19 protein-coding genes are annotated in these 18,304 nt (G+C 57.7%); 10 read left to right on the top strand and 9 right to left on the bottom strand.

Going from position 1 to position 18,304, the window contains the following annotated elements; translation table 11 throughout:
* Positions 1 to 22 precede the first annotated feature (22 nt).
* The 3 genes from ACR0NO_RS18485 to ACR0NO_RS18475 are packed head-to-tail and all read left to right on the top strand — an operon-like array spanning position 23 to position 3,454.
* Complete coding sequence (locus tag ACR0NO_RS18485; protein ID WP_480725031.1) at positions 23 to 1,210, top strand: 2-aminoethylphosphonate--pyruvate transaminase; 1,188 nt, start codon at positions 23 to 25, stop codon at positions 1,208 to 1,210.
* 14 nt (positions 1,211 to 1,224) lie between these two features.
* Entirely contained in the window at positions 1,225 to 2,013 is a 789-nt protein-coding gene (gene phnX / locus ACR0NO_RS18480; RefSeq protein WP_170680133.1) for a phosphonoacetaldehyde hydrolase, read from the top strand.
* Positions 2,014 to 2,017: 4 nt separating this feature from the next.
* Complete coding sequence (locus tag ACR0NO_RS18475) at positions 2,018 to 3,454, top strand: sulfatase-like hydrolase/transferase (RefSeq protein ID WP_480725029.1); 1,437 nt, start codon at positions 2,018 to 2,020, stop codon at positions 3,452 to 3,454.
* 54 nt (positions 3,455 to 3,508) lie between these two features.
* On the opposite strand, the gene ACR0NO_RS18470 is transcribed toward ACR0NO_RS18475, so the two are convergent.
* Positions 3,509 to 4,342, bottom strand: coding sequence for an IclR family transcriptional regulator (locus tag ACR0NO_RS18470; protein WP_480725028.1), 834 nt, complete (start codon positions 4,340 to 4,342; stop codon positions 3,509 to 3,511).
* Between the two features lie 246 nt (positions 4,343 to 4,588).
* Here ACR0NO_RS18470 and ACR0NO_RS18465 point away from each other — a divergent pair, with 246 nt between their 5' ends.
* The 7 genes from ACR0NO_RS18465 to ACR0NO_RS18435 all read left to right on the top strand — a co-directional run bounded on the left by ACR0NO_RS18465 (position 4,589) and on the right by ACR0NO_RS18435 (position 11,137).
* Positions 4,589 to 5,683 (top strand): TRAP transporter substrate-binding protein, encoded by a 1,095-nt coding sequence (locus ACR0NO_RS18465; protein WP_170380352.1) that lies wholly within the window; start codon positions 4,589 to 4,591, stop codon positions 5,681 to 5,683.
* 82 nt (positions 5,684 to 5,765) lie between these two features.
* On the top strand, positions 5,766 to 6,374 hold the full coding sequence (locus tag ACR0NO_RS18460; protein WP_170380353.1) for a TRAP transporter small permease subunit: 609 nt from the start codon (positions 5,766 to 5,768) through the stop codon (positions 6,372 to 6,374).
* Positions 6,367 to 7,731, top strand: coding sequence for a TRAP transporter large permease (locus tag ACR0NO_RS18455; protein WP_170380354.1), 1,365 nt, complete (start codon positions 6,367 to 6,369; stop codon positions 7,729 to 7,731). The genes ACR0NO_RS18460 and ACR0NO_RS18455 overlap by 8 nt, the downstream gene beginning before the upstream one ends.
* Positions 7,728 to 9,071 carry an amidase gene (locus ACR0NO_RS18450; RefSeq protein WP_480725026.1) on the top strand — a complete coding sequence of 448 codons (1,344 nt, stop codon included), beginning with the start codon at positions 7,728 to 7,730 and terminating at the stop codon, positions 9,069 to 9,071. The genes ACR0NO_RS18455 and ACR0NO_RS18450 overlap by 4 nt, the downstream gene beginning before the upstream one ends.
* A 16-nt stretch (positions 9,072 to 9,087) precedes the next feature.
* The gene (locus ACR0NO_RS18445; RefSeq protein ID WP_170380356.1) at positions 9,088 to 9,282 is read left to right on the top strand and encodes a hypothetical protein; all 195 of its coding nucleotides are present in this window, start codon (positions 9,088 to 9,090) and stop codon (positions 9,280 to 9,282) included.
* A 4-nt stretch (positions 9,283 to 9,286) separates the two neighbouring features.
* Positions 9,287 to 10,249: a 2-hydroxyacid dehydrogenase gene (locus ACR0NO_RS18440; RefSeq protein ID WP_480725025.1), complete on the top strand. Its 963-nt coding sequence runs from the start codon at positions 9,287 to 9,289 to the stop codon at positions 10,247 to 10,249.
* A 15-nt stretch (positions 10,250 to 10,264) separates the two neighbouring features.
* Complete coding sequence (locus ACR0NO_RS18435) at positions 10,265 to 11,137, top strand: NAD(P)-dependent oxidoreductase (protein ID WP_170380358.1); 873 nt, start codon at positions 10,265 to 10,267, stop codon at positions 11,135 to 11,137.
* 104 nt (positions 11,138 to 11,241) lie between these two features.
* On the opposite strand, the gene ACR0NO_RS18430 is transcribed toward ACR0NO_RS18435, so the two are convergent.
* The 8 genes from ACR0NO_RS18430 to ACR0NO_RS18395 all read right to left on the bottom strand — a co-directional run bounded on the left by ACR0NO_RS18430 (position 11,242) and on the right by ACR0NO_RS18395 (position 18,283).
* Positions 11,242 to 12,387 (bottom strand): ABC transporter permease, encoded by a 1,146-nt coding sequence (locus tag ACR0NO_RS18430; RefSeq protein WP_480725023.1) that lies wholly within the window; start codon positions 12,385 to 12,387, stop codon positions 11,242 to 11,244.
* Positions 12,384 to 13,310: an ABC transporter ATP-binding protein gene (locus tag ACR0NO_RS18425; protein ID WP_480725022.1), complete on the bottom strand. Its 927-nt coding sequence runs from the start codon at positions 13,308 to 13,310 to the stop codon at positions 12,384 to 12,386. The genes ACR0NO_RS18430 and ACR0NO_RS18425 overlap by 4 nt, the downstream gene beginning before the upstream one ends.
* Entirely contained in the window at positions 13,307 to 14,269 is a 963-nt protein-coding gene (locus ACR0NO_RS18420; RefSeq protein WP_480725021.1) for an HlyD family secretion protein, read from the bottom strand. Before ACR0NO_RS18420 ends, ACR0NO_RS18425 begins: the two co-directional genes overlap by 4 nt.
* A gap of 213 nt (positions 14,270 to 14,482) precedes the next feature.
* Complete coding sequence (locus ACR0NO_RS18415; RefSeq protein WP_480725019.1) at positions 14,483 to 14,737, bottom strand: hypothetical protein; 255 nt, start codon at positions 14,735 to 14,737, stop codon at positions 14,483 to 14,485.
* Between the two features lie 215 nt (positions 14,738 to 14,952).
* Positions 14,953 to 15,501 carry a glycosyltransferase gene (locus ACR0NO_RS18410; RefSeq protein ID WP_480725017.1) on the bottom strand — a complete coding sequence of 183 codons (549 nt, stop codon included), beginning with the start codon at positions 15,499 to 15,501 and terminating at the stop codon, positions 14,953 to 14,955.
* Positions 15,502 to 15,516: 15 nt separating this feature from the next.
* Positions 15,517 to 15,783, bottom strand: a complete 267-nt coding sequence (locus ACR0NO_RS18405; protein ID WP_480725016.1) for a hypothetical protein — start codon at positions 15,781 to 15,783, stop codon at positions 15,517 to 15,519.
* Between the two features lie 252 nt (positions 15,784 to 16,035).
* A complete protein-coding gene (locus ACR0NO_RS18400; RefSeq protein ID WP_480725014.1) occupies positions 16,036 to 17,163 on the bottom strand; it encodes a Hint domain-containing protein in 1,128 nt (375 codons plus the stop codon).
* A gap of 208 nt (positions 17,164 to 17,371) precedes the next feature.
* A complete protein-coding gene (locus ACR0NO_RS18395; protein WP_480526186.1) occupies positions 17,372 to 18,283 on the bottom strand; it encodes a LysR substrate-binding domain-containing protein in 912 nt (303 codons plus the stop codon).
* Positions 18,284 to 18,304: the final 21 nt, after the last annotated feature.

Genomic DNA, 18,304 nt, shown 5'->3' with positions numbered 1-18,304 from the left:
CTTCATATAGAAGATGAATGACATGATTGATCACACCCAAAAACTGCCATCGCCGCATTTCGGTGAACCGTATCTGTTGACTCCGGGCCCATTGACCACGTCGCTGCCGGTGAAAGAGGCGATGCTGCGCGACTGGGGCAGCTGGGACGCTGATTTCCGCGCCATGACGGCTGAGTTGCGTAGCCGCCTGCTGGATATTCTGGGGAAGGACAAAGCCCGCTATGACTGTGTGCCTTTGCAGGGCAGCGGCTCTTACGTGGTCGAGGCGATGCTGGGTAGCTTTGTGCCCAAAGACGGCAAGGTGCTGGTGTTGTGCAACGGCGCCTATGGCAAACGAGCGGTACAGACTCTGGGTTATCTTGGCCGTGACTACGCCGTAATCGACATGGGGGACTATTTGCCGCCGCGCGGGGATCAGGTGGCCGCGGCTTTGCAGGCCGACCCCGCGATCACGCATGTGCTGGCCATCCATTGCGAGACCAGCTCGGGCATCCTCAACCCGCTGCAAGAGATCTCTGACGCCACGCAGGCGGCTGGCCGCAAGCTTTTGGTTGATTCTATGTCGGCCTTCGGTGCTGTTCCGCTCGAGCCGCATGTGATCCCGTTTCAGGCCATGGTCAGCTCGGCCAACAAATGCATCGAAGGCGTGCCAGGCTTTGGTTTTGTGATCGTCGAAACAGATGCGATCAAGGCGGCGGAAGGCAATAGCCATTCGCTCAGCCTGGATGTTCACGCCCAATGGGCCGCGATGGAGAAGACGGGCCAGTGGCGCTTTACCCCGCCCACGCATGTGGTTGCGTCTTTCGTCGAAGCACTGCGCGCGCATGAGGCCGAGGGCGGCGTCGCCGCACGGGGCGCGCGGTATCTTGAGAACCGCAAGACGCTGGTCAAAGGGATGCGCGCGCTGGGCTTTGTCACATTGCTGGACGATGAGTGGCTGTCGCCGATCATCACCACCTTCTTCTGCCCCGGTCATCCGCGTTTTGCGTTTCCGGATTTCTATAACCGCATGAAAGCGCGCGGATTTATCCTGTATCCCGGCAAACTCACAGCAGCCGAAAGCTTCCGGATTGGCCACATCGGACAAGTCGATGCGCATGTGATGCAAGCGGTCGTTGACACCGCAGCCGAGGTGCTGCGTGACATGGGGGTCGACAGTGCCAGACCCTCGGACGAAACACTCAAACAGAAACAGGTTGAACCTGCCTGACGAAAGGAAAGACAATGAGCAAATTCAAAGCCGCCGTGTTTGATTGGGCGGGGACAATGGTCGATTTCGGATCATTCGCGCCGATGGGCGTGTTTGTGAAGGCCTTCGCCAAGTTCGATATCGAAGCCACGATCGAGCAGGCCCGCGCACCGATGGGCGCGCCCAAATGGGATCACATCCGCTCCATGATGGATATGCCCGAAATCGCCGCCCAGTGGGAGGCAAAATACGGCAACGCCCCAACTGATCAGGACGTCGACAAGGTCTATGAGATCTTCGTGCCGATGAACGAAAAAGTCGCTGCCGACTACGCGGATCTGGTTCCGGGTGGTAAAGCTGCGATTGATGATCTGCGGTCCATGGGCCTCAAGATCGGGTCAACCACGGGCTACACCCGCTCGATCATGGAGAACGTCCTGCCGGTTGCCGCCGCTCAAGGCTATGAGCCGGACAATTTGGTCTGTTCTGACGACCTGCCCGAAGGCCGCCCCGGCCCGCTGGGCATGTATAAATGCATGGTCGATCTGGTGGCCTATCCGCCTGCGGCTATCATCAAGGTCGATGACACCGAGCCGGGCATCAAAGAGGGTGTCGCCGCTGGCTGTCTCACCGTGGGCGTATCCCTGTCCGGCAATGCTGTGGGTAAAACACCGGAGGAACTGGCTGCACTGTCGGCGGAGGAGGTTGACGCGCTGCGCCAGCACGCGACCAAGATTCTGAAGGACGCCGGTGCGGACTATGTGATCGACACGGTAGCCGATCTGCCCGCGCTGATCCGTGAACTGGACGGCGCAGAGGCCTGACGCCATGCTGAAGAAGGCTCCGCGCAATTTTCTGTTCATCGTCATCGATCAGTTCCGCGCGGACCTTCTGACCGGCGCTTTGGGTCAGCATGTGCCGCTGCCCAACATTCGCGCTCTCGCAGAACGATCGGTGCATTTCCGCAACCATCATACGGTTGTGGTGCCTTGCGGTCCGGCGCGTGCAAGCCTGCTAACGGGCCAATACGCCATGAACCACGGATCGGTTCAGAATGGCGTTCCGCTGCGGCGCGATATCCCTAACCTTGCAACGGCGCTGCGCTCTATCGGGCGAGAGCTGTTGTTGTTCGGCTATACGGACACGCAACCCGATCCCAAGGGCCTGCACCCGAACGACCCAGCGCATCTTTCCTACACAGGGCCGATCCCGGGGATCACCGAGGTCACCGAGATGCGCGAGGAAGCGTGGGAGTGGCTCGCCCATCTCAGATCCCGTGGTTATGACGTGCCGGATGCGGGCGACCCGACGGCGCTCTACAAACCTCAGAACGGCACTCTCGGAGGGCCAGCGCTTTATGATGCGCGAGACAGTGATACCGCGTACCTGACCGACCGGGTTTTGGCGCATCTTGACGTTCGCAAATCTCAGCCGTGGTCTGCCATGGTCACCTATATCCGGCCGCATCCTCCGTTCGTTGCCCCCGCGCCGTATAACGATTTGATCAACCCGCAGGATATCCCGCCACCGGTTGAGGCCGCTTATGAGCATCCGTTCTTTGAAGCTTATCATTCCCTCCCAAGTGGAACGGACATGTTCTGGGGTTTTAGCGGACTGCAGGACGCAATGACGCCCGAACAAATCGCGCTGTGTCGGTCCACCTATCTTGGGCTTGCTGCTGAAGTTGATCATCACATCGGTCGGATTTTTGAATGGTTGCAAAATGTGGGTCAGTTAGACGACACGTTGATCCTGTTGACTGCCGATCACGGAGAGATGCTGGGTGATCTTGGTCTTTGGGGAAAACAGACCCCGTTCCGCGCTGCGTCCCACGTGCCCCTGATGATCGGGCATCCTGATCTTGAGCCTGAAGATATCGACGCATTGACCCAGTCGATTGACGTGGCCCCGACGGTTCTGTCGGCGCTTGGAGCTGCACCGCCCTCCGAGATGCAGGGCTGTAACCTCTTGGCGCCCGACCGACCCTACGGGCACGAGGCCATGGTCGAGCTTGAGCTTGGATCAGAGAACGGCAAGGGGCGCTTTGAAACCGCATGGCAATGCCCGCCCGATCATTGCCGCGCCCTTGCGTTTGAGAAAGACGGGTACCGGCTTGCGCATTTCGCGACGGATATCGAGCCAATGCTGTTTGATGTCGAAAACGATCCCGATTGCACCCGGAATCTCGCGCGGGAAGATCTGCCCCGACTGCATCACCTGCGGGCTGAGGTGCTGTCACACAGAATGAGAAAAGGCTCGGTCTGAGGTGACCTCAGGACCTGACCCCTGAAGCTCAATACGGTTGAAAAAGCAAAGAAATTAACTCTGAGGTGGGGAACTCCGGAGCTTTTCAGAAATGCTTGCCGCAGTCTCAACAACCGACGCGGCCAAGGTTTCAAGCTTGTTGTCGGGGAATCTGGTGATGGGCCCAGATACTGAAACGCCAGCGACAACATTCTCCAACGAGTCGAAGACAGGCGCTGCGATACAGCGCAGGCCCGGAAAACGCTCTTCATCGTCGATCGCCCATCCCCTTTGCCGGGATGTCTGCAGCTCGTCCTTGAGCTGTTGTTTGTCCGTAATCGAATTGGGCGTCTGCTGGACCAGTGTCAGAGGGTCCAATAGCTTTTCAAGTGCCGCCTCGTCCATATACGCCATAATGGCTTTGCCGACTCCTGATGTGTGAAAGTAAGCTGCCGTGCCATTTTTGATCGAGGCGCGGATCGGATTTTCGGATTCGACCTGGATCAGGTAAAGCAGCTGCCCACCTTCCTCGATGGCAAGGTTCACGGTCTCTCCGGTTTCCTTGGAAAGCCTGCGCATCGCGGCTGGCGCGACCTCCAGCAAATTCGAGGCTTCCTCAAACGTGTTGCCGATCCGATAAGCCTGCGGTCCGACGCGCCACTTACCATGTTCGGCATCGTTGACCACCATGCCTCGCTGCTGGAGTGTGGTCAGAAGCCGGTGCGCCGTTGCCGTTGGAATGCCTGTCGTTCTTGCGATGTCGACAAGCGTCGCGCCCCGGGCATCCGCGACAGCAATCAGGACACGAATCCCACGATCAAGCGCCCCGACCAGATAACCTGCGGGCTTTTCCTCATTCGCTTTCAGGCGCGGGCGCCCGCGTCTTGCAACTGTCTTTGGTTCGTTCATTTTTGGCGCGTTTGTCATCTGGCTTGTTGTGAAAAGAGTCTAGCTTGTTCGCAAGTGCAAAAAAATGAAAATAATAAATAGAGTAAAAACAATATATTGCGTATATTTTGACGCCAAAAATGAAAGAGTTTCCAAAATATTTTGAAAAATTGCGAATCTGGCTTATCGTAGATTCTATCCGCTGGAGGGCGGGTTTGGTGCCAATGCCGAAGGGATATCGGCGACGGCCCAGTCTAGGGAGGAAACATGACAAAATCTTTGAACCGCAGAAACTTTCTGCGTGGGTCCGCTGTTGTAGGTGCTGGCGCGCTTGCTGCTCCGGCTGTCCATGCGCAGGAAGGAACGACAATGAAGATGCAGGCAGCCTGGGGCGGCGGCATCTTTCTTGAGAACGCGCAATCCTACGTCAACCGAGTCAACGAAATGTCCGGTGGCAAACTGACGATCGAACTTCTGCCTGTGAATTCGGTTGTGAAAACCAGCCAGATGCAGGACGCGGTCCACCGCGGCGTTCTGGACGCGGCGCATTACGTTCCGGCCTACTGGTACTCGAAATCCAAAACAGCATCGCTATTTGGTACGGGTCCGTGCTTTGGGTGGTCTAGCCAAGAGGTTCTGGGCTGGGTGAACTATGGCGGCGGTCAGGAACTGTTTGACGAGCTGATGGGCATCCTTGGCCTGAACGTTGTTTCATTCTTCAACTCGCCCATGCCCGCACAGCCATTGGGTTGGTTCAAAGAGGAAATCACAAGCTCGGATCAGATGAACGGTCTGAAGTATCGCACAGTCGGTCTTGCGGCAGATGTTCTGCTTGAGATGGGCATGTCCGTTGTGCAGCTGCCCGGGGGCGAGATCCAGCCCGCGATGAAGTCCGGCCTGATTGATGCGGCCGAGTTCAACAACCCCACATCCGACCGCGACTTTGGTATGCAGGACGTGTCCAAACACTATCACCTGGCCTCGTTCCACCAGAGTCAGGAGTTCTTCGAGGTCACGTTCAACAAGGACAAGTTCAACGCGCTTGCGCCCGAGCTTCAGGCAATCCTGAAATACGCGTCCGAGGCCGAGAACTCGAACTTCTACTGGAACAACACCAAGCGTTACGCCGACGATCTGGTAACGCTGGCCGAAGAGCAGGGCGTCAACGTGTATCGCACGCCTGACAGCGTGATGCAGGCTCAGCTCGAGGCTTGGGATGTTGTGGTCGAAAGGATCTCGAACGAAGATCCGTTCTTTGCCAAGGTCGTCGACAGCCAGAAGGCCTATGCGAAGACTGTTATGAACTACCTCAATCTCAACCAGCCGGACTACAAGCTGGCGTACAAGCACTACTTCGGCTGAGGCCTGACAACTCTTTGAAAACGGAAGGTCGCGCTGGTGCGCGGCTTTCTGAACTGCGGGCGGAACAGGCGAGGAACTGACCTTGATCAAGACAATCCACGCCATCGAAGGGCTAAGCCAATGGGTCGGCAAAGCCTTCGGTTGGTGCATCCTAATACTGACACTTTCGGTGTCCTACGAAGTGTTCGTCCGGTACGTGCTGAACAAGCCGACCGTCTGGGCGTTCGATATGATGGTGCAGATGTATGGCGCCCTGTTCCTGATGGCCGGGGCCTATGCGCTGGCGCAAGACGCGCATGTGCGCGGCGACGTGCTGTACCGCCTTTTCTCGGTCCGCTGGCAGGCGCGGGTCGATTTCGTTCTGTATATTATCTTTTTCTTCCCCGGCATGTTTGCCCTGTTCTGGTACGGCTGGGAAATCGCCAAGGACAGCTGGCGCTATGAAGAAGTCAGCTGGAACAGCCCCGCCAGAATTCAGATCTATTTCTTCAAAACCCTGATCCCGGTCGCCGGTGTTTTGCTGATGCTGCAAGGGCTTGCCGAGATGGCAAGATGCTGGCTGGCGATGAGAAATGGCGTCTGGCTCGACCGTCTGGATGACGTACGTGAGACCGAAGACATGCTGATGGAATCAACCGTCGACCGAATTCATACAACAGGCACCAAGCAAGGAGGTCGCAGCGATGACTGACCCACAAGTCGCCATCCTGATGCTCAGCCTCTTTATTGTGCTGGTTCTGTTGGGCTTTCCGATTGCGTTCACACTGCTCGCCATGGGTGTCGCGTTCGGGTATTATGCCTACTACCAGTCCGCGCCCGAGAGCATTGCGGACATCTTCAACAACAACATCTTCTATCTGCTGAACCAGAACACCTATTCGGTGATGGAGAATGACACGCTTGTTGCCATCCCCTTGTTCCTGTTCATGGGCTACGTGGTCGAAAGGGCGAACATCGTCGACCGGCTGTTCTTTTCGCTCTACATGGCAGCCCGCAACCTGCCTGGGTCTCTGGCGATCGCGGCGCTGCTAACGTGTGCGGTTTTCTCGACAGCGTCGGGGATTGTGGGCGCAGTTGTCACGCTGATGGGATTGCTGGCCTATCCGGCAATGGCCAACGCGGGGTATCAGCGCAGTTTTGCCTCGGGCGTGATCTGCGCCGGTGGCACGTTGGGCATCCTGATCCCACCGTCGATCATGTTGATCGTCTACGCCGCCATTGCCGAGCTTTCTCCGCTGCGCCTCTATGCAGCGGCGGTCTTTCCGGGCCTCATGCTAGCGGGTCTCTACATCGTCTACGTCATGGTGCGTGTCTGGTTGAATCCGTCGCTGGCCCCCAAGCCGCAGGAGGATGATGTTCCGCCAAAACGGCAGATATACATGGACCTGCTGATCTCGTTCGTGCCGTTGACTGTTTTGATCCTGCTGGTGCTTGGCTCAATCCTCGGCGGTCTTGCAACACCGGCCGAAGCGGCGGCGATGGGTGCCTTGGGCGGGCTTGTGCTGGCCGTGCTCTACCGGTCGCTCACCTGGGACAAGGTCAAGCAAAGCGTGTTCCTCACGGCCAAGGCCACCGCCATGGTGTGCTGGTTGTTCGTGGGTTCGTGGACCTTTGCGTCGATCTTTTCGTATCTCGGCGGGCATGACGTAATCGAGCATTGGGTTGTTGGTATGAACCTTCAGCCCTGGCAGTTCCTGGTGCTTGCGCAGTTGATCATCTTCCTGCTGGGTTGGCCGCTTGAATGGTCCGAGATTCTGATCATCTTCGTGCCGATCTTCCTGCCCATGCTCGAGACGTTTGGCGTTAATCCGTATTTCTTCGCGATGCTGGTGGCTCTGAACTTGCAGACCTCATTCCTGACACCACCGATGGCCATGTCGGCCTACTATTTGAAGGGGGTCCTCAAGAACCAGATCCAGCTGATGGAGATCTTCCGAGGTCTGATGCCCTATCTGGCCATCGTGATCCTGTGCATGGTGCTGATGTATCAGTTCCCGGGCATCGCGCTGTGGCTGCCTGACTACCTGTTTGGGGTCTGGGTGCCATGACCAAACACGATCTGTCATTGTTCTCGGCGGTTCAATCCGCCGAGGGCATTCGGGACGGGCGTATCTTGTCCGAAGCGCTGGTCGAGGACTGTCTCAAACGCATCGAAGAGACCGACAGCACCACCCGCGCCTGGGCTTACCTAGATGCGGGCGTCGCACTGGATCAGGCGCGTGAGCTGGATCGCATTCGCAAGGCAGGACGAGCGACAGGCCCCTTGCACGGCGTGCCCATCGGGCTAAAGGACATTGTCGATACAAAAGACATGCCCACGCAGCGGGGCACACCGATCTTTTCGGGTCGGCAGCCGGAGGCAGATGCTAGGCTCGTAGAATGCCTGCGAGAGGCCGGTGCCGTTATCATGGGCAAGACCAAGACGACCGAGCTTGCCTTCATGCATCCGACCGACACCACGAACCCTTTTGATGCGACCAGAACACCAGGGGGGTCGTCCAGCGGATCGGCAGCGGCCGTTGCGGCCAGACATGTGCCTTTGGCCATCGGGACACAGACCGGGGGCTCGGTTATCCGTCCGGCCTCTTACTGCGGTGTCTATGGTTTCAAACCCACGCGCGGAATGATCTCGCGACATGGGGTTTTTAGGACCTCGGTCTCTTTGGACCACGTTGGGGGGTTCGCTAACGCGCTGGAAGATATCGCTTTGCTGACAGACGTGGTCGCCGGATATGACCAGCGCGATCCCGCCAGCTTTGCCCGGCCGCGAGCGAATGTGCTGACCGGCGCGCAGGCAGAGGTTCCTGTTGAACCGAACATTGCCTGGCTCGATTTTCCGTTCAACGACCGCCTTGAAGAAGATGCGCTTGAGGGGTTGAACGTCGTTATCGAGGGGCTTGGCGGCCGGGTCGAGCGTTTTTCGGTATCGCCGCAACTGGCCGATCTGATCACCGTTCACAAAACGATCTATGACTTTGAAATTCGCCAGAACATGGCCGAAATCTCGAATGCGCATTGGCCGGAACTCAGCCCCGAGATGCAATCCGCAGTCACCCGTGGAGGAGATATCAGCGAGTCCCAATATGAAGACGCCTTGGCCGTCATGGCGTCCGCTCAGGGCTTCTTTGCCGAGTATTTCAATGAATTCGACGCAATCCTGGCCCCGGCAGCAACCGGCGAAGCCGTGCCGCTGAGCGCGGGCCATACCGGAGATTCCGTTTTCTGCCTCACCTGGACACTGGCAGGTTTGCCCTGCCTCACGCTGCCTTTGTTGGTGGGGCAGAATGACCTGCCCATTGGTGTCCAGCTGATCGGCGCGGTCGAAGAAGACGATCGGCTTCTTCGCACAGCTTCATGGGTTCAAAGAACCCTCAGAGCACAAGAATAGAAGGGAGAGCAATCCTATGTCACGACTGACAAATATTCTCATGGGCCTCATCGGCACCGGCCTGATGATGGTGTTCGTTCTCGGCCTTGCCCACAGTATCTCGACCGGTTTCGCCGGGTTCTGGGGCGGGTTTCCGTTCTTGTGTATTGCGGTCTTCGTCATAGCCCTTGCGCTGTACAATTTCTGGGAAGACGCGATCAAAAAGGACTGACCCCATGAGCGATAGACCCGTTCTCTGGCTGCCGCGCCGGGTGTCCGATGCCACAATTGCGCGCGCGCGGCAAGGCTATGACGTGATCCTTAACGAGGCCGACACGCCAGGCACGGCAGACGAGATCATCGCCATGAGCGCGAAGGTCGACGCGATGATGCCGTGTCACTCGGAACATTTCTCGGCTGAGGTCGTCTCAAAGCTTGATCCACGGCTTAAGATCGTGGCGAACCATTCAGTGGGCGTAGATCATTGTGACCTTCCAGCCCTGGCGGCGAAGGGGATTGTCGTGACAAACACGCCTGACGTCCTGTCAGACGCCACCGCCGAGCTTGCGATGTTGCTGATGCTGGGTGCCGCGCGGCATGCGGTTCAAGGGGATCGCCTGATGCGCACCGGTGCCTGGGACAGTTGGAGCCCGTCCTTCATGGTCGGCAAACAGCTCACCGGCGCTCGGCTTGGGATTGTCGGTATGGGTCGTGTGGGCCGCGCGTTCGCAGAAAAGGCGCGCGGTTTCGATATGGAGATTCACTATTACAACCGCAGCCGCCTGTCGCCTGAACAAGAGCAAGGCGCGACATATCACGACAGCATCGACACGTTGTTGAGGGTCGCGGATTTCCTGTCGCTTCATTGTCCTGCAACACCGGAAACCGTGAACCTGATGGATGCTGAAAACCTGGCAAAGCTGCCTGACGGCGCAATACTCGTGAATTCGGCAAGGGGTGCGCTTGTTGACGAAGACGCGATGCTGCACGCGATCGAAAGCGGCAAGCTGGCTGCTGCCGGTCTTGATTGCTTCAAGACTGAACCGGGTGGAAACCCGAAACTCGCCGCGCATGAAAACATCTTCATGCTGCCGCATATCGGCAGCGCCACAACCAAAACTCGAGACGCGATGGGCTTTCGCGCCTTGGACAATCTGGATGCCTTTTTTGCGGGCCAAACACCGCGAGACCTTTTGTAGTAGAGGATTTAACTAATGGCTAAACTTGCTTTTCTCGGCCTGGGCGTGATGGGCTATCCGATGGCAGGCCACTTACAGGCCGCAGGCCACGACGTGACGGTTTTCAACCGGACGGCAGCCAAAGCCGAAGCCTGGGTTGCCGAACATGGTGGCTCGATGGCGGCAACCCCGCGCGAGGCGGCTGAGGGGGCAGAATTTGTCATGACCTGTGTGGGGAATGACGATGACCTGCGCAGCGTTTGCACGGGGGCAGACGGAGCGTTCTCGGGGATGTCGCAAAGCACTACGCTCGTGGACCACACGACCGTTTCGGCGAAAGTCACACGCGAGTTGTATGCGGCGGCGAAGGATCAGGGTTTGGGCTTTGTGGACGCGCCGATTTCGGGCGGTCAGGCGGGGGCCGAAAACGGTGTCCTTTCGATCATGTGCGGTGGGGATCAGTCTGTATATGATGCAGCCGAGCCGATCATGCAGGTCTATTCGAAGATCTGCCGTCGGATTGGCGAAAGCGGTGCGGGTCAGATGACAAAGATGAGCAACCAGATTGCGATTGCAGGTCTGGTTCAGGGTCTAAGCGAGGCCCTGCATTTTGCCGAGAAAGCCGGTCTGGACGGGCGTGCGGTCGTCGAGGTTATCAGCCAAGGCGCAGCCGGAAGCTGGCAGATGGCCAACCGGTACGAGACGATGCTGGACGACCACTTTGACCACGGGTTTGCAGTGGACTGGATGCGCAAAGATCTGGGGATTTGTCTTGATACTGCAAATGAAACTGGGGCGAGCCTTCCGGTGACTGCGCTGGTTGATCAGTTTTACAAGGACGTGCAGAAACTCGGCGGTGGCCGCTGGGATACCTCGTCTTTGCTAAAAAGACTTCGGGCCTTGGATTGAACAACTCGCCTGCGATTTCCACGCCTCCCGGCTGAGCGCTTGCAAAGCAAACCGAGGTAGGGCGGCGATTTACCTGACACGCAGTTCAAGCGCCAGATGGTTCGTTAGCCCAGGCGCTTTTTGAACCTCAGCGTTGCTGCCAGCAATCCGAAAATGGCAAAGCCGATCATCCACAGGATCTCCGAGCGCAGATCATAGAGAGAGGCATCGCGCAGAACCACGCCCCGGATCATTTCCATGAAATGCGTGGCCGGCAACACCTGTGCGATGATCTGAACCGGTTGAGGCATACCGTCGAACGGGAACATGAACCCCGACATGAGGATGGACGGCAGCAGGATAAAGAGGGTCATCTGCATCGACTGAAGCTGGTTCTGGGCCAGAGTGGAAATCACCAGCCCCAGCGACAGGCTGGCGATGATGAACAACAGCGTCACCACCAGCAATGTGCCCAGCCCTCCGTTAATGGGGACGTCAAACAGAAGATGACCAAGCCCCAGAATGATCGCGACCTGGATCAGACCCAGAAAGATGTAGGGGATGATCTTGCCCAGCATCAATTCGATCGACTTGATCGGTGTGTTGATCAGCATCTCCATATTGCCGCGTTCGCGTTCCCGAACGATCGCGGCCGAGGTGAACAGGATCATCGTCATCGTCAGGATCACTCCTACGAGACCTGGCACGATATTGACTGCGGATCGCTGTTCGGGGTTGAAGTATAGCGTCACCTCAAACGTCGGAACCTGCCGGTTGGCAGGCAACCTCAGCAATTCGGTCAAGGGCATTGTCCGCAGGGATTTGATCGCGCTTGCCACCATCGTGTCCGAGCCATCGACGATCCAGTGCGCAACGGGTCGACTGCTGGTTTGATCTGTCGAATTGGGAAAGCCCAGGCCGACAGAGGGGCTGCGGGCAAGGCGTTGGCTGACGTCCGGGGGGATGATCAGCGCGGCCCGCACGCGGGATTGCGTGATCGCGCGCTCGGCCTCTTGTGGGGTTGTCAGGTGCTCGGTGACGGTCACGACCTGTGTGGCCTGAACCATCTGCGTCAACATGCGGGACAGCTCGGTTCGGGATTGATCGACGACGGCCACAGGCACGTGGCGCAGATTTGTGTTGATCGCATATCCGAACAACAAAAGCTGGATCAGCGGGATCATGATGACCATGGCGAAGGTCATCCTGTCCCGCCGCAGTTGCAACAGCTCTTTCCTGAGGACGGCTGCGATCCGGCGGGCCGAGATCATGGGTCTTCCCCCCGCGTGGCGCTGACAAAGACGTCCTCAAGATTTGGCCTCTGGGGTGTCAGGGACAGATCAGAGAACCCCTCAAGCCGGGCGCGCAGCATGTCCACCGGCTGAGGCTCGGCTTTGTCCACCAGAACCCGTAAGCGAGAGCCGACCTGAGCGGTCGACAGTATCTTCGGCGTGCCGTCCAGCTCATGTTTGACCTTGCGCAGATCCGGGCCTTCGACCTCGACAACGTCAGCTTGAAGATCATTCATAAGCTGGCGCGGTGATCCGTCCGCTTTCTTGACACCATGCTGAAGGATGGCCAGACGGTGGCAGCGCTCGGCCTCATCCATGAAGTGCGTAGAAACGATCATGGTCGCACCCTGATCGACCAGATCGAACAATTGCTCCCAGAATGTGCGGCGTGTTTCGGGATCAACGGCTGAGGTCGGCTCGTCCAGAAAAAGTAGTTTTGGCCGGTGAAGGATGGTGGCCGCAAGGGCCAGCTTTTGCCGCTGCCCTCCGCTCATGCTGCCGCTGAGTTGATTTACGTTGGTCGTCAGGTCGTAGGTGTGTAGCAGCTCGTCGATCCGATCTTTCGCTGCTTTTACCGGGATACCGTAGATTTCCGCCGCGAACCTGAGGTTTTCCAGCACGGTCAGGTCGCGGTAGTAGGAGAAGATCTGGGTCATGTACCCGATCTCATTCTTCAGCGGTTCTGCCGCCTCAGGCATGGATCGACCAAGAACCGAGATGGATCCGCTGGTCGGTGTCAGTAGCCCAGTCAACATGCGCATGGTCGTGGTCTTGCCACAGCCGTTGGGGCCGAGAAACCCGTAGATCTGGCCTGTTCTGATCTCAAGATCCAGATCGTTGACGGCGGTGTTTGTTCCGAACTGCCGGGTCAGGCCGCGTGTCGACACAACGACATCCGTCATGGCATGGGAACCTGCACTGGAACCCCGGCAGGCAGGTCCGGCGACGCTGAGGGCAGATCAATTTCGGCCAGATAGACAAGCCGCGTCCGGTCATCTTGGTTCAACCCATAGTAAGGGGTGAAGGATGCGTCGTCGCTGATCCAACGGACCACGCCCTCCAGTGGATCATCCAGCCCGTCGACATTCACCTCCAGCGTATCGCCGGGTTTCAGGTTCACGCGATGCGGTTCGGGCACATAAACGCGGGCATAGGGCGTCTTGCCCGTGACCAGAACGGCCACGGGGCTGCCGGTTGTCACCCGTTCACCAAGGTTCCAGGGCAGCGAGTCCAAGACGCCGTCGCGTGTTGCGACAACGGTCAGATCCTCCAATACGGTCTGTTCCGCGTCAACCGACGCTTCGGCTGCGCGGACGTTGGCTTCGGCGACGGCGAGATCTTCGGGGCGGGTGCCGTTCTGAAGCTCTTTCAACGTTTCCTGAGCACCGACCAATTCGGCACGCGCAGAGTCCCGCAAGGCCAGATCATTTGCGACCTGCGCCTCGGTCACGACCGAGTTTTCAACCAAACGGGCATTGCGTTCATAGATTGCTTCAGCATCGGCCAATCGCGCGGTAGCCCCGGCGACCTTGGCTTGGGCAATTGCGATCTCTTCCTCGCGCGGCCCGACCTGCAGCTTCAAAAGGGTGGCTTTTGCTTTTTCCAGTTCCGCCTGAGCCAGGTTCAGCTTTGCGGTCTGCAATGTGGGATCAAGTTGAACCAGCGTATCTCCGGCCATGACGACCGAGCCTTCGGCAACTGGCAAATCGACGATGATTTCGCTGGCCGTCGCAGTCAATGCGACGCGGTCGCGTGCCAGAACACCTAGGGCCACGCTCGTATCCGAGGCAGAGCATCGGTCCAGAACCGCAGGCAGCATTGCCGCCAATATCAAGGGTATGGGGATCGACAAATTCAGCACGGGGTCCCTCCGGGTGTTAACCTCTGGTCGCGTTGGACGGTTTGTTGAACCATACAATCATGAAATCGGAATTGTATATGTTGTCTAGCCTTTCGCGAAGACCGCACCGATCATGCGATGCGTTGTGCCGGTTTCAAACCTTAAGCTTGTCCTGACACACCATTTACCTGCCATGCCTTCGGCAGTGTTGGATCAATGGGGTTCTCAAAAGCATCAAAAGTCAAAACGCGCGCTGTCATAGCGGGCGAAAAGAACATCGCAGTCATCAGACTCCTGACGAATGGATCTGGGGAAATCCAGAATTTCAAACCCGTTCTGACCCATGAAAGAGACGAGCTCTGAGAACCTGTATCCACCCACATAACGCCGTTTTACATTCGCCTCGGCCAAACCAAAGATAGCTCTTTTTGCGCGAGATCTACCCTCAGCCCGCACAGTTGGCGAAGGATCAGACGAGGTATCGATCATGTCGTGGGCCGGTCTGGTTGGTGTTCAAGAAGGATGTTCATCAGCTTGGGGCTTATCACCTCGGGCGAGTGCATTTGCGCATGATTCAAACAGGCCTGTCGCAGCCTCTGATACTCTGAGGTTTCCATCTGCAGCGATCGGATCATGGCGCGGATCAACCCTCGGGGCAAGCTTGGGTCATAGAGTGTTGTCTCATGCAGTTCCGGCGGCGTGATTTACTTCATTTCGCGCAGGGCAGGGCCGATGATCGGTAATCCGAAACTTAAGGCCAGTGAAACAGTGCCCGAGCTGAACAGCTCGGAATAGGGGGCTAGAAAGAAATGCGCGTTCGAGAAGATTTGGGGGATCTCCTCATCCGGGATACGGTCGGTTCTGAGCGAAATGTTCTCATTCCAGCCTAGGCGCCTCAGCAACCGTCTTTGGCTGCCGAAAGCCTTGCCGTACATGTTCAGACTATAGTCATAGTCCCGCTTTGTCAGCTTAGCGGCGGCGTCCCGGATGCGTTCTGCCCCTTTTTCTCCTCGAAACATTCCGAAGAACAAAAACGCGGTTGGGCTGCGATCCGGCATGGGGCGCGCCAGCGTGATGTCTTGCGGCTCATACGACCCGAGGTAGCTTGGATGGGAAATCACATGAATGCGGCTCGGGTCGGCCCCGTATTCCGAGATCATGTGGTCGCGGGCATGGGGGGCGTGAACGTGGATTGCGTCGACCCGTTTGACCAGCGATCGGCGGGCTTGGCGAAAACCGTCAAGGCTGATCACCTTGGCGGGCGGGCGTTAGACCAACCGACCACCCTGCGCGCGGTAGTTGTCAATCGACAGTTCCGCTTTGTGCAAAAGGTCCGTATTGTTTTGCTCATCTGCGTCACGGCCAAAGATCCGGTCATCCCAATGTAGATGGGTTACTGGGTGTTTGGCTGCATCCAAACTCAAAAGTGCGCCTTTGCCGCCGCCGACAAACTCGACCCTGTCTGCTGCGCAGCGATACATCAGATTGCGCTGATAGGGGTTTCCGTCGGCGGTCGGAATGTTGAGGACCTGCACCGGATTTCCGCCGTTCACAAGGACCCGCCGATTTCGTCTTGGGCGGGCGTGGCGTGTTTCCTTCTGGGGTCCGGCGAAACTGTCACTTGGCTCATATCTGCCCAGATCAAAGGGTCTGTTGTCGATTGTATCCAATGAGATTGGCTGTCCGTTGTCTGCAGGCTTGCTTGATGAAGGGGGCGATAGCAACCCTTTTCTGCCAGCAACCCCGGCCTGGGCCAAGCGCGTGGTTGCCGGGGCAGGGGGCCCTGCTCAGTTGTGGGCAGCCTGACCGTCGAACAGGGGTTTGCAGTTCCCACGGTGACGCTCGACAAGCTTCGAAATCCACTTGCCCTTTCCAGGCACCAACCGTGCCGTCAGCGGTCGAAAATCAATCGTCGCGCATTCTGGAAACAGCTCTTTGATCTCTTGCCGCGCTTCGGGCGAGATGGCCTGCATGGTCAGTGGCCCCAGAAAGAGGCTTTCCGTGGGGGTGCCGTTGGACCAGATGATCTCATGCTGATCGAACAGGATGTGGTGATACCGAACTCCACAAGACAGGTTGTCCAAAACATCGACACCGCTCAACGGTAGTAGTTTCTTTGCGGGCAGCAGGATATCCTGACAGTCGAACATCCGCTTGGCGATGGCGGACGAAACCAAAATCCGGTGCTGTGGCGACACGATCAGATCGCGCTGCGGATAGCCAGGACCCAGCGCATTCGCCCTGATCACAATGGGTTTGAGATGAGGCTTGTCCTCAAGTTGGTTTTGGCTCAGGTAACGAGAGCCAATCCAGCAAACCGGCCGCAGCCCGTTGTCATATGTCAGGACCTGATCACCGACCTTCAGGTCCTCGACCCGGATAAACCCCTCTGATGTTTCGATCAGTGTTCCTGATGCAAAACAGGGTACATCCTCGAATTCACCGCTCGCATTGGTCGGGCCGGTCACGACCTGATCGATTTCGATGGTGTTGTCACCATCCTCGTTCCAGGCGGCGGCGATTGCGTCGGTGTTGACGGTTAGGCCGTTGAACAATTCCAGCGGAACAAGCGCGCCATCGTTGGACTTCACGCCGAACAGGGCGATGGTACCGTCTGGGTTCACCTCGAGCCTGACAACAGGATCAGTGTCCGAGTTTTGAAGTTGCCAAACGGCGGGCGTATTCACCTCGTACCGGTCGCCATCTGCAAATCGCACGGTTTGACCTGAGGTCCCGCTAATCTGGAACTGTAGCTCATTGGGTGCTCCGGCGGGGCCGCCGACAAAAAGATCAACACCGTTGATCTGCACGCTGAAGCTGTTGTCGAGCAGCCTGAAGTCGATGACAAACCCCCCGCCGGGGGTTGTGTCCGTGAATGTGGTGGATGCGCCGCCGACGATGCTGAAATCTGGCATTCAAGTCTCGTTTCAACCTGTAACCTGTTTTCCTTCCGTAGACGCGTAAACCCTTGCTTCTTCAAGACAGAAATTCGTTCATTTTGTGAAAAATTCGCCCCTGACGTCAGGTCCATTGGTTCTGCCCTAGACAGACGTGGGAATCCGCGGGCAGCGTCCTGACGCATATTCGGGGCGGGAGCGCGCGCCACTCAATGGCTTGCCGCACTTAGGCGGCCTCGTCCAGAGTGCGCAAAATCCAATCTCTTACCTTTCGCGCATCATCGGACAGAGGGGTTTTCTTGGACCAGACGAGATAGAACCCTTTGCCCGTCGTCCATTGCCAATCGGATCGGGCAGCCAGCAGACCCTGATCGACAAGACGGTCGGTCAGGTGTTTCCAGCCGAAGGCAAACCCCTCACCGGCCATCGCCGCCTGCAGGACAAGCGCATAGTCATTCAGCCGCAGCCCCGTGTTCGGAACTGCCGTCCTGATTGAGAAATTGGCGAACCAATCGCTCCAACTGGGACGCTGACGAATGGGTTCTTCCAGATGAATGAGGCGTTGGGACAGGAGATTGGGCAGGCTTCTCAGATCAACTGCGGCGGCCATGACGCGGGGCGAGGCGACGGGATAGATCGCCTCGGGCGCGATCAGGGCGCTTTCGCAATCCGCCCAGTTTCCATCCCCCAGACGCACCGCAAGGCTGATGTTTTCCGCGTCGATATCCGGTTCCCGGTCACTGGATTGCAGGCGCAAGTCGATCTTCGGATGCTGGCTTTGCAGATCGGCAAGTCGCGGCATGATCCAATAGTTGTTGAAGGCCGTTGATGCGCTGAGGGTGACATAGCCCGCCTGTTTGGTCTGTCGGATGGACTCAACCGACAGCGCCAATTGCTCGAATGCCCGCGAGACATCAGCCAGCAGTCGCTCGCCCGCTCCGGTCAGGACGACCTGACGGTGACCGCGTGTGAAAAGAGGCGTTCCCAAGCCTTCTTCCAGCCTGCGAATGGCAACGCTGACGGCGGGTTGTTGCACGTTCAGCTCCTGCGCGGCGCGGGTAAAGGACTGAAGACGGGCGGCGGCCTCGAATACGACCAAATTGCGAGGGGAGCCAAGCTGTTTCCAGAGTTCTTGCATAAACTGTGTTTATGCTAAGCA

Source organism: Ruegeria sp. CL3 (assembly GCF_056536505.1).
Note: the sequence above shows the minus strand (reverse complement) of the source record. Positions and strands in the feature narration are given on the sequence as shown.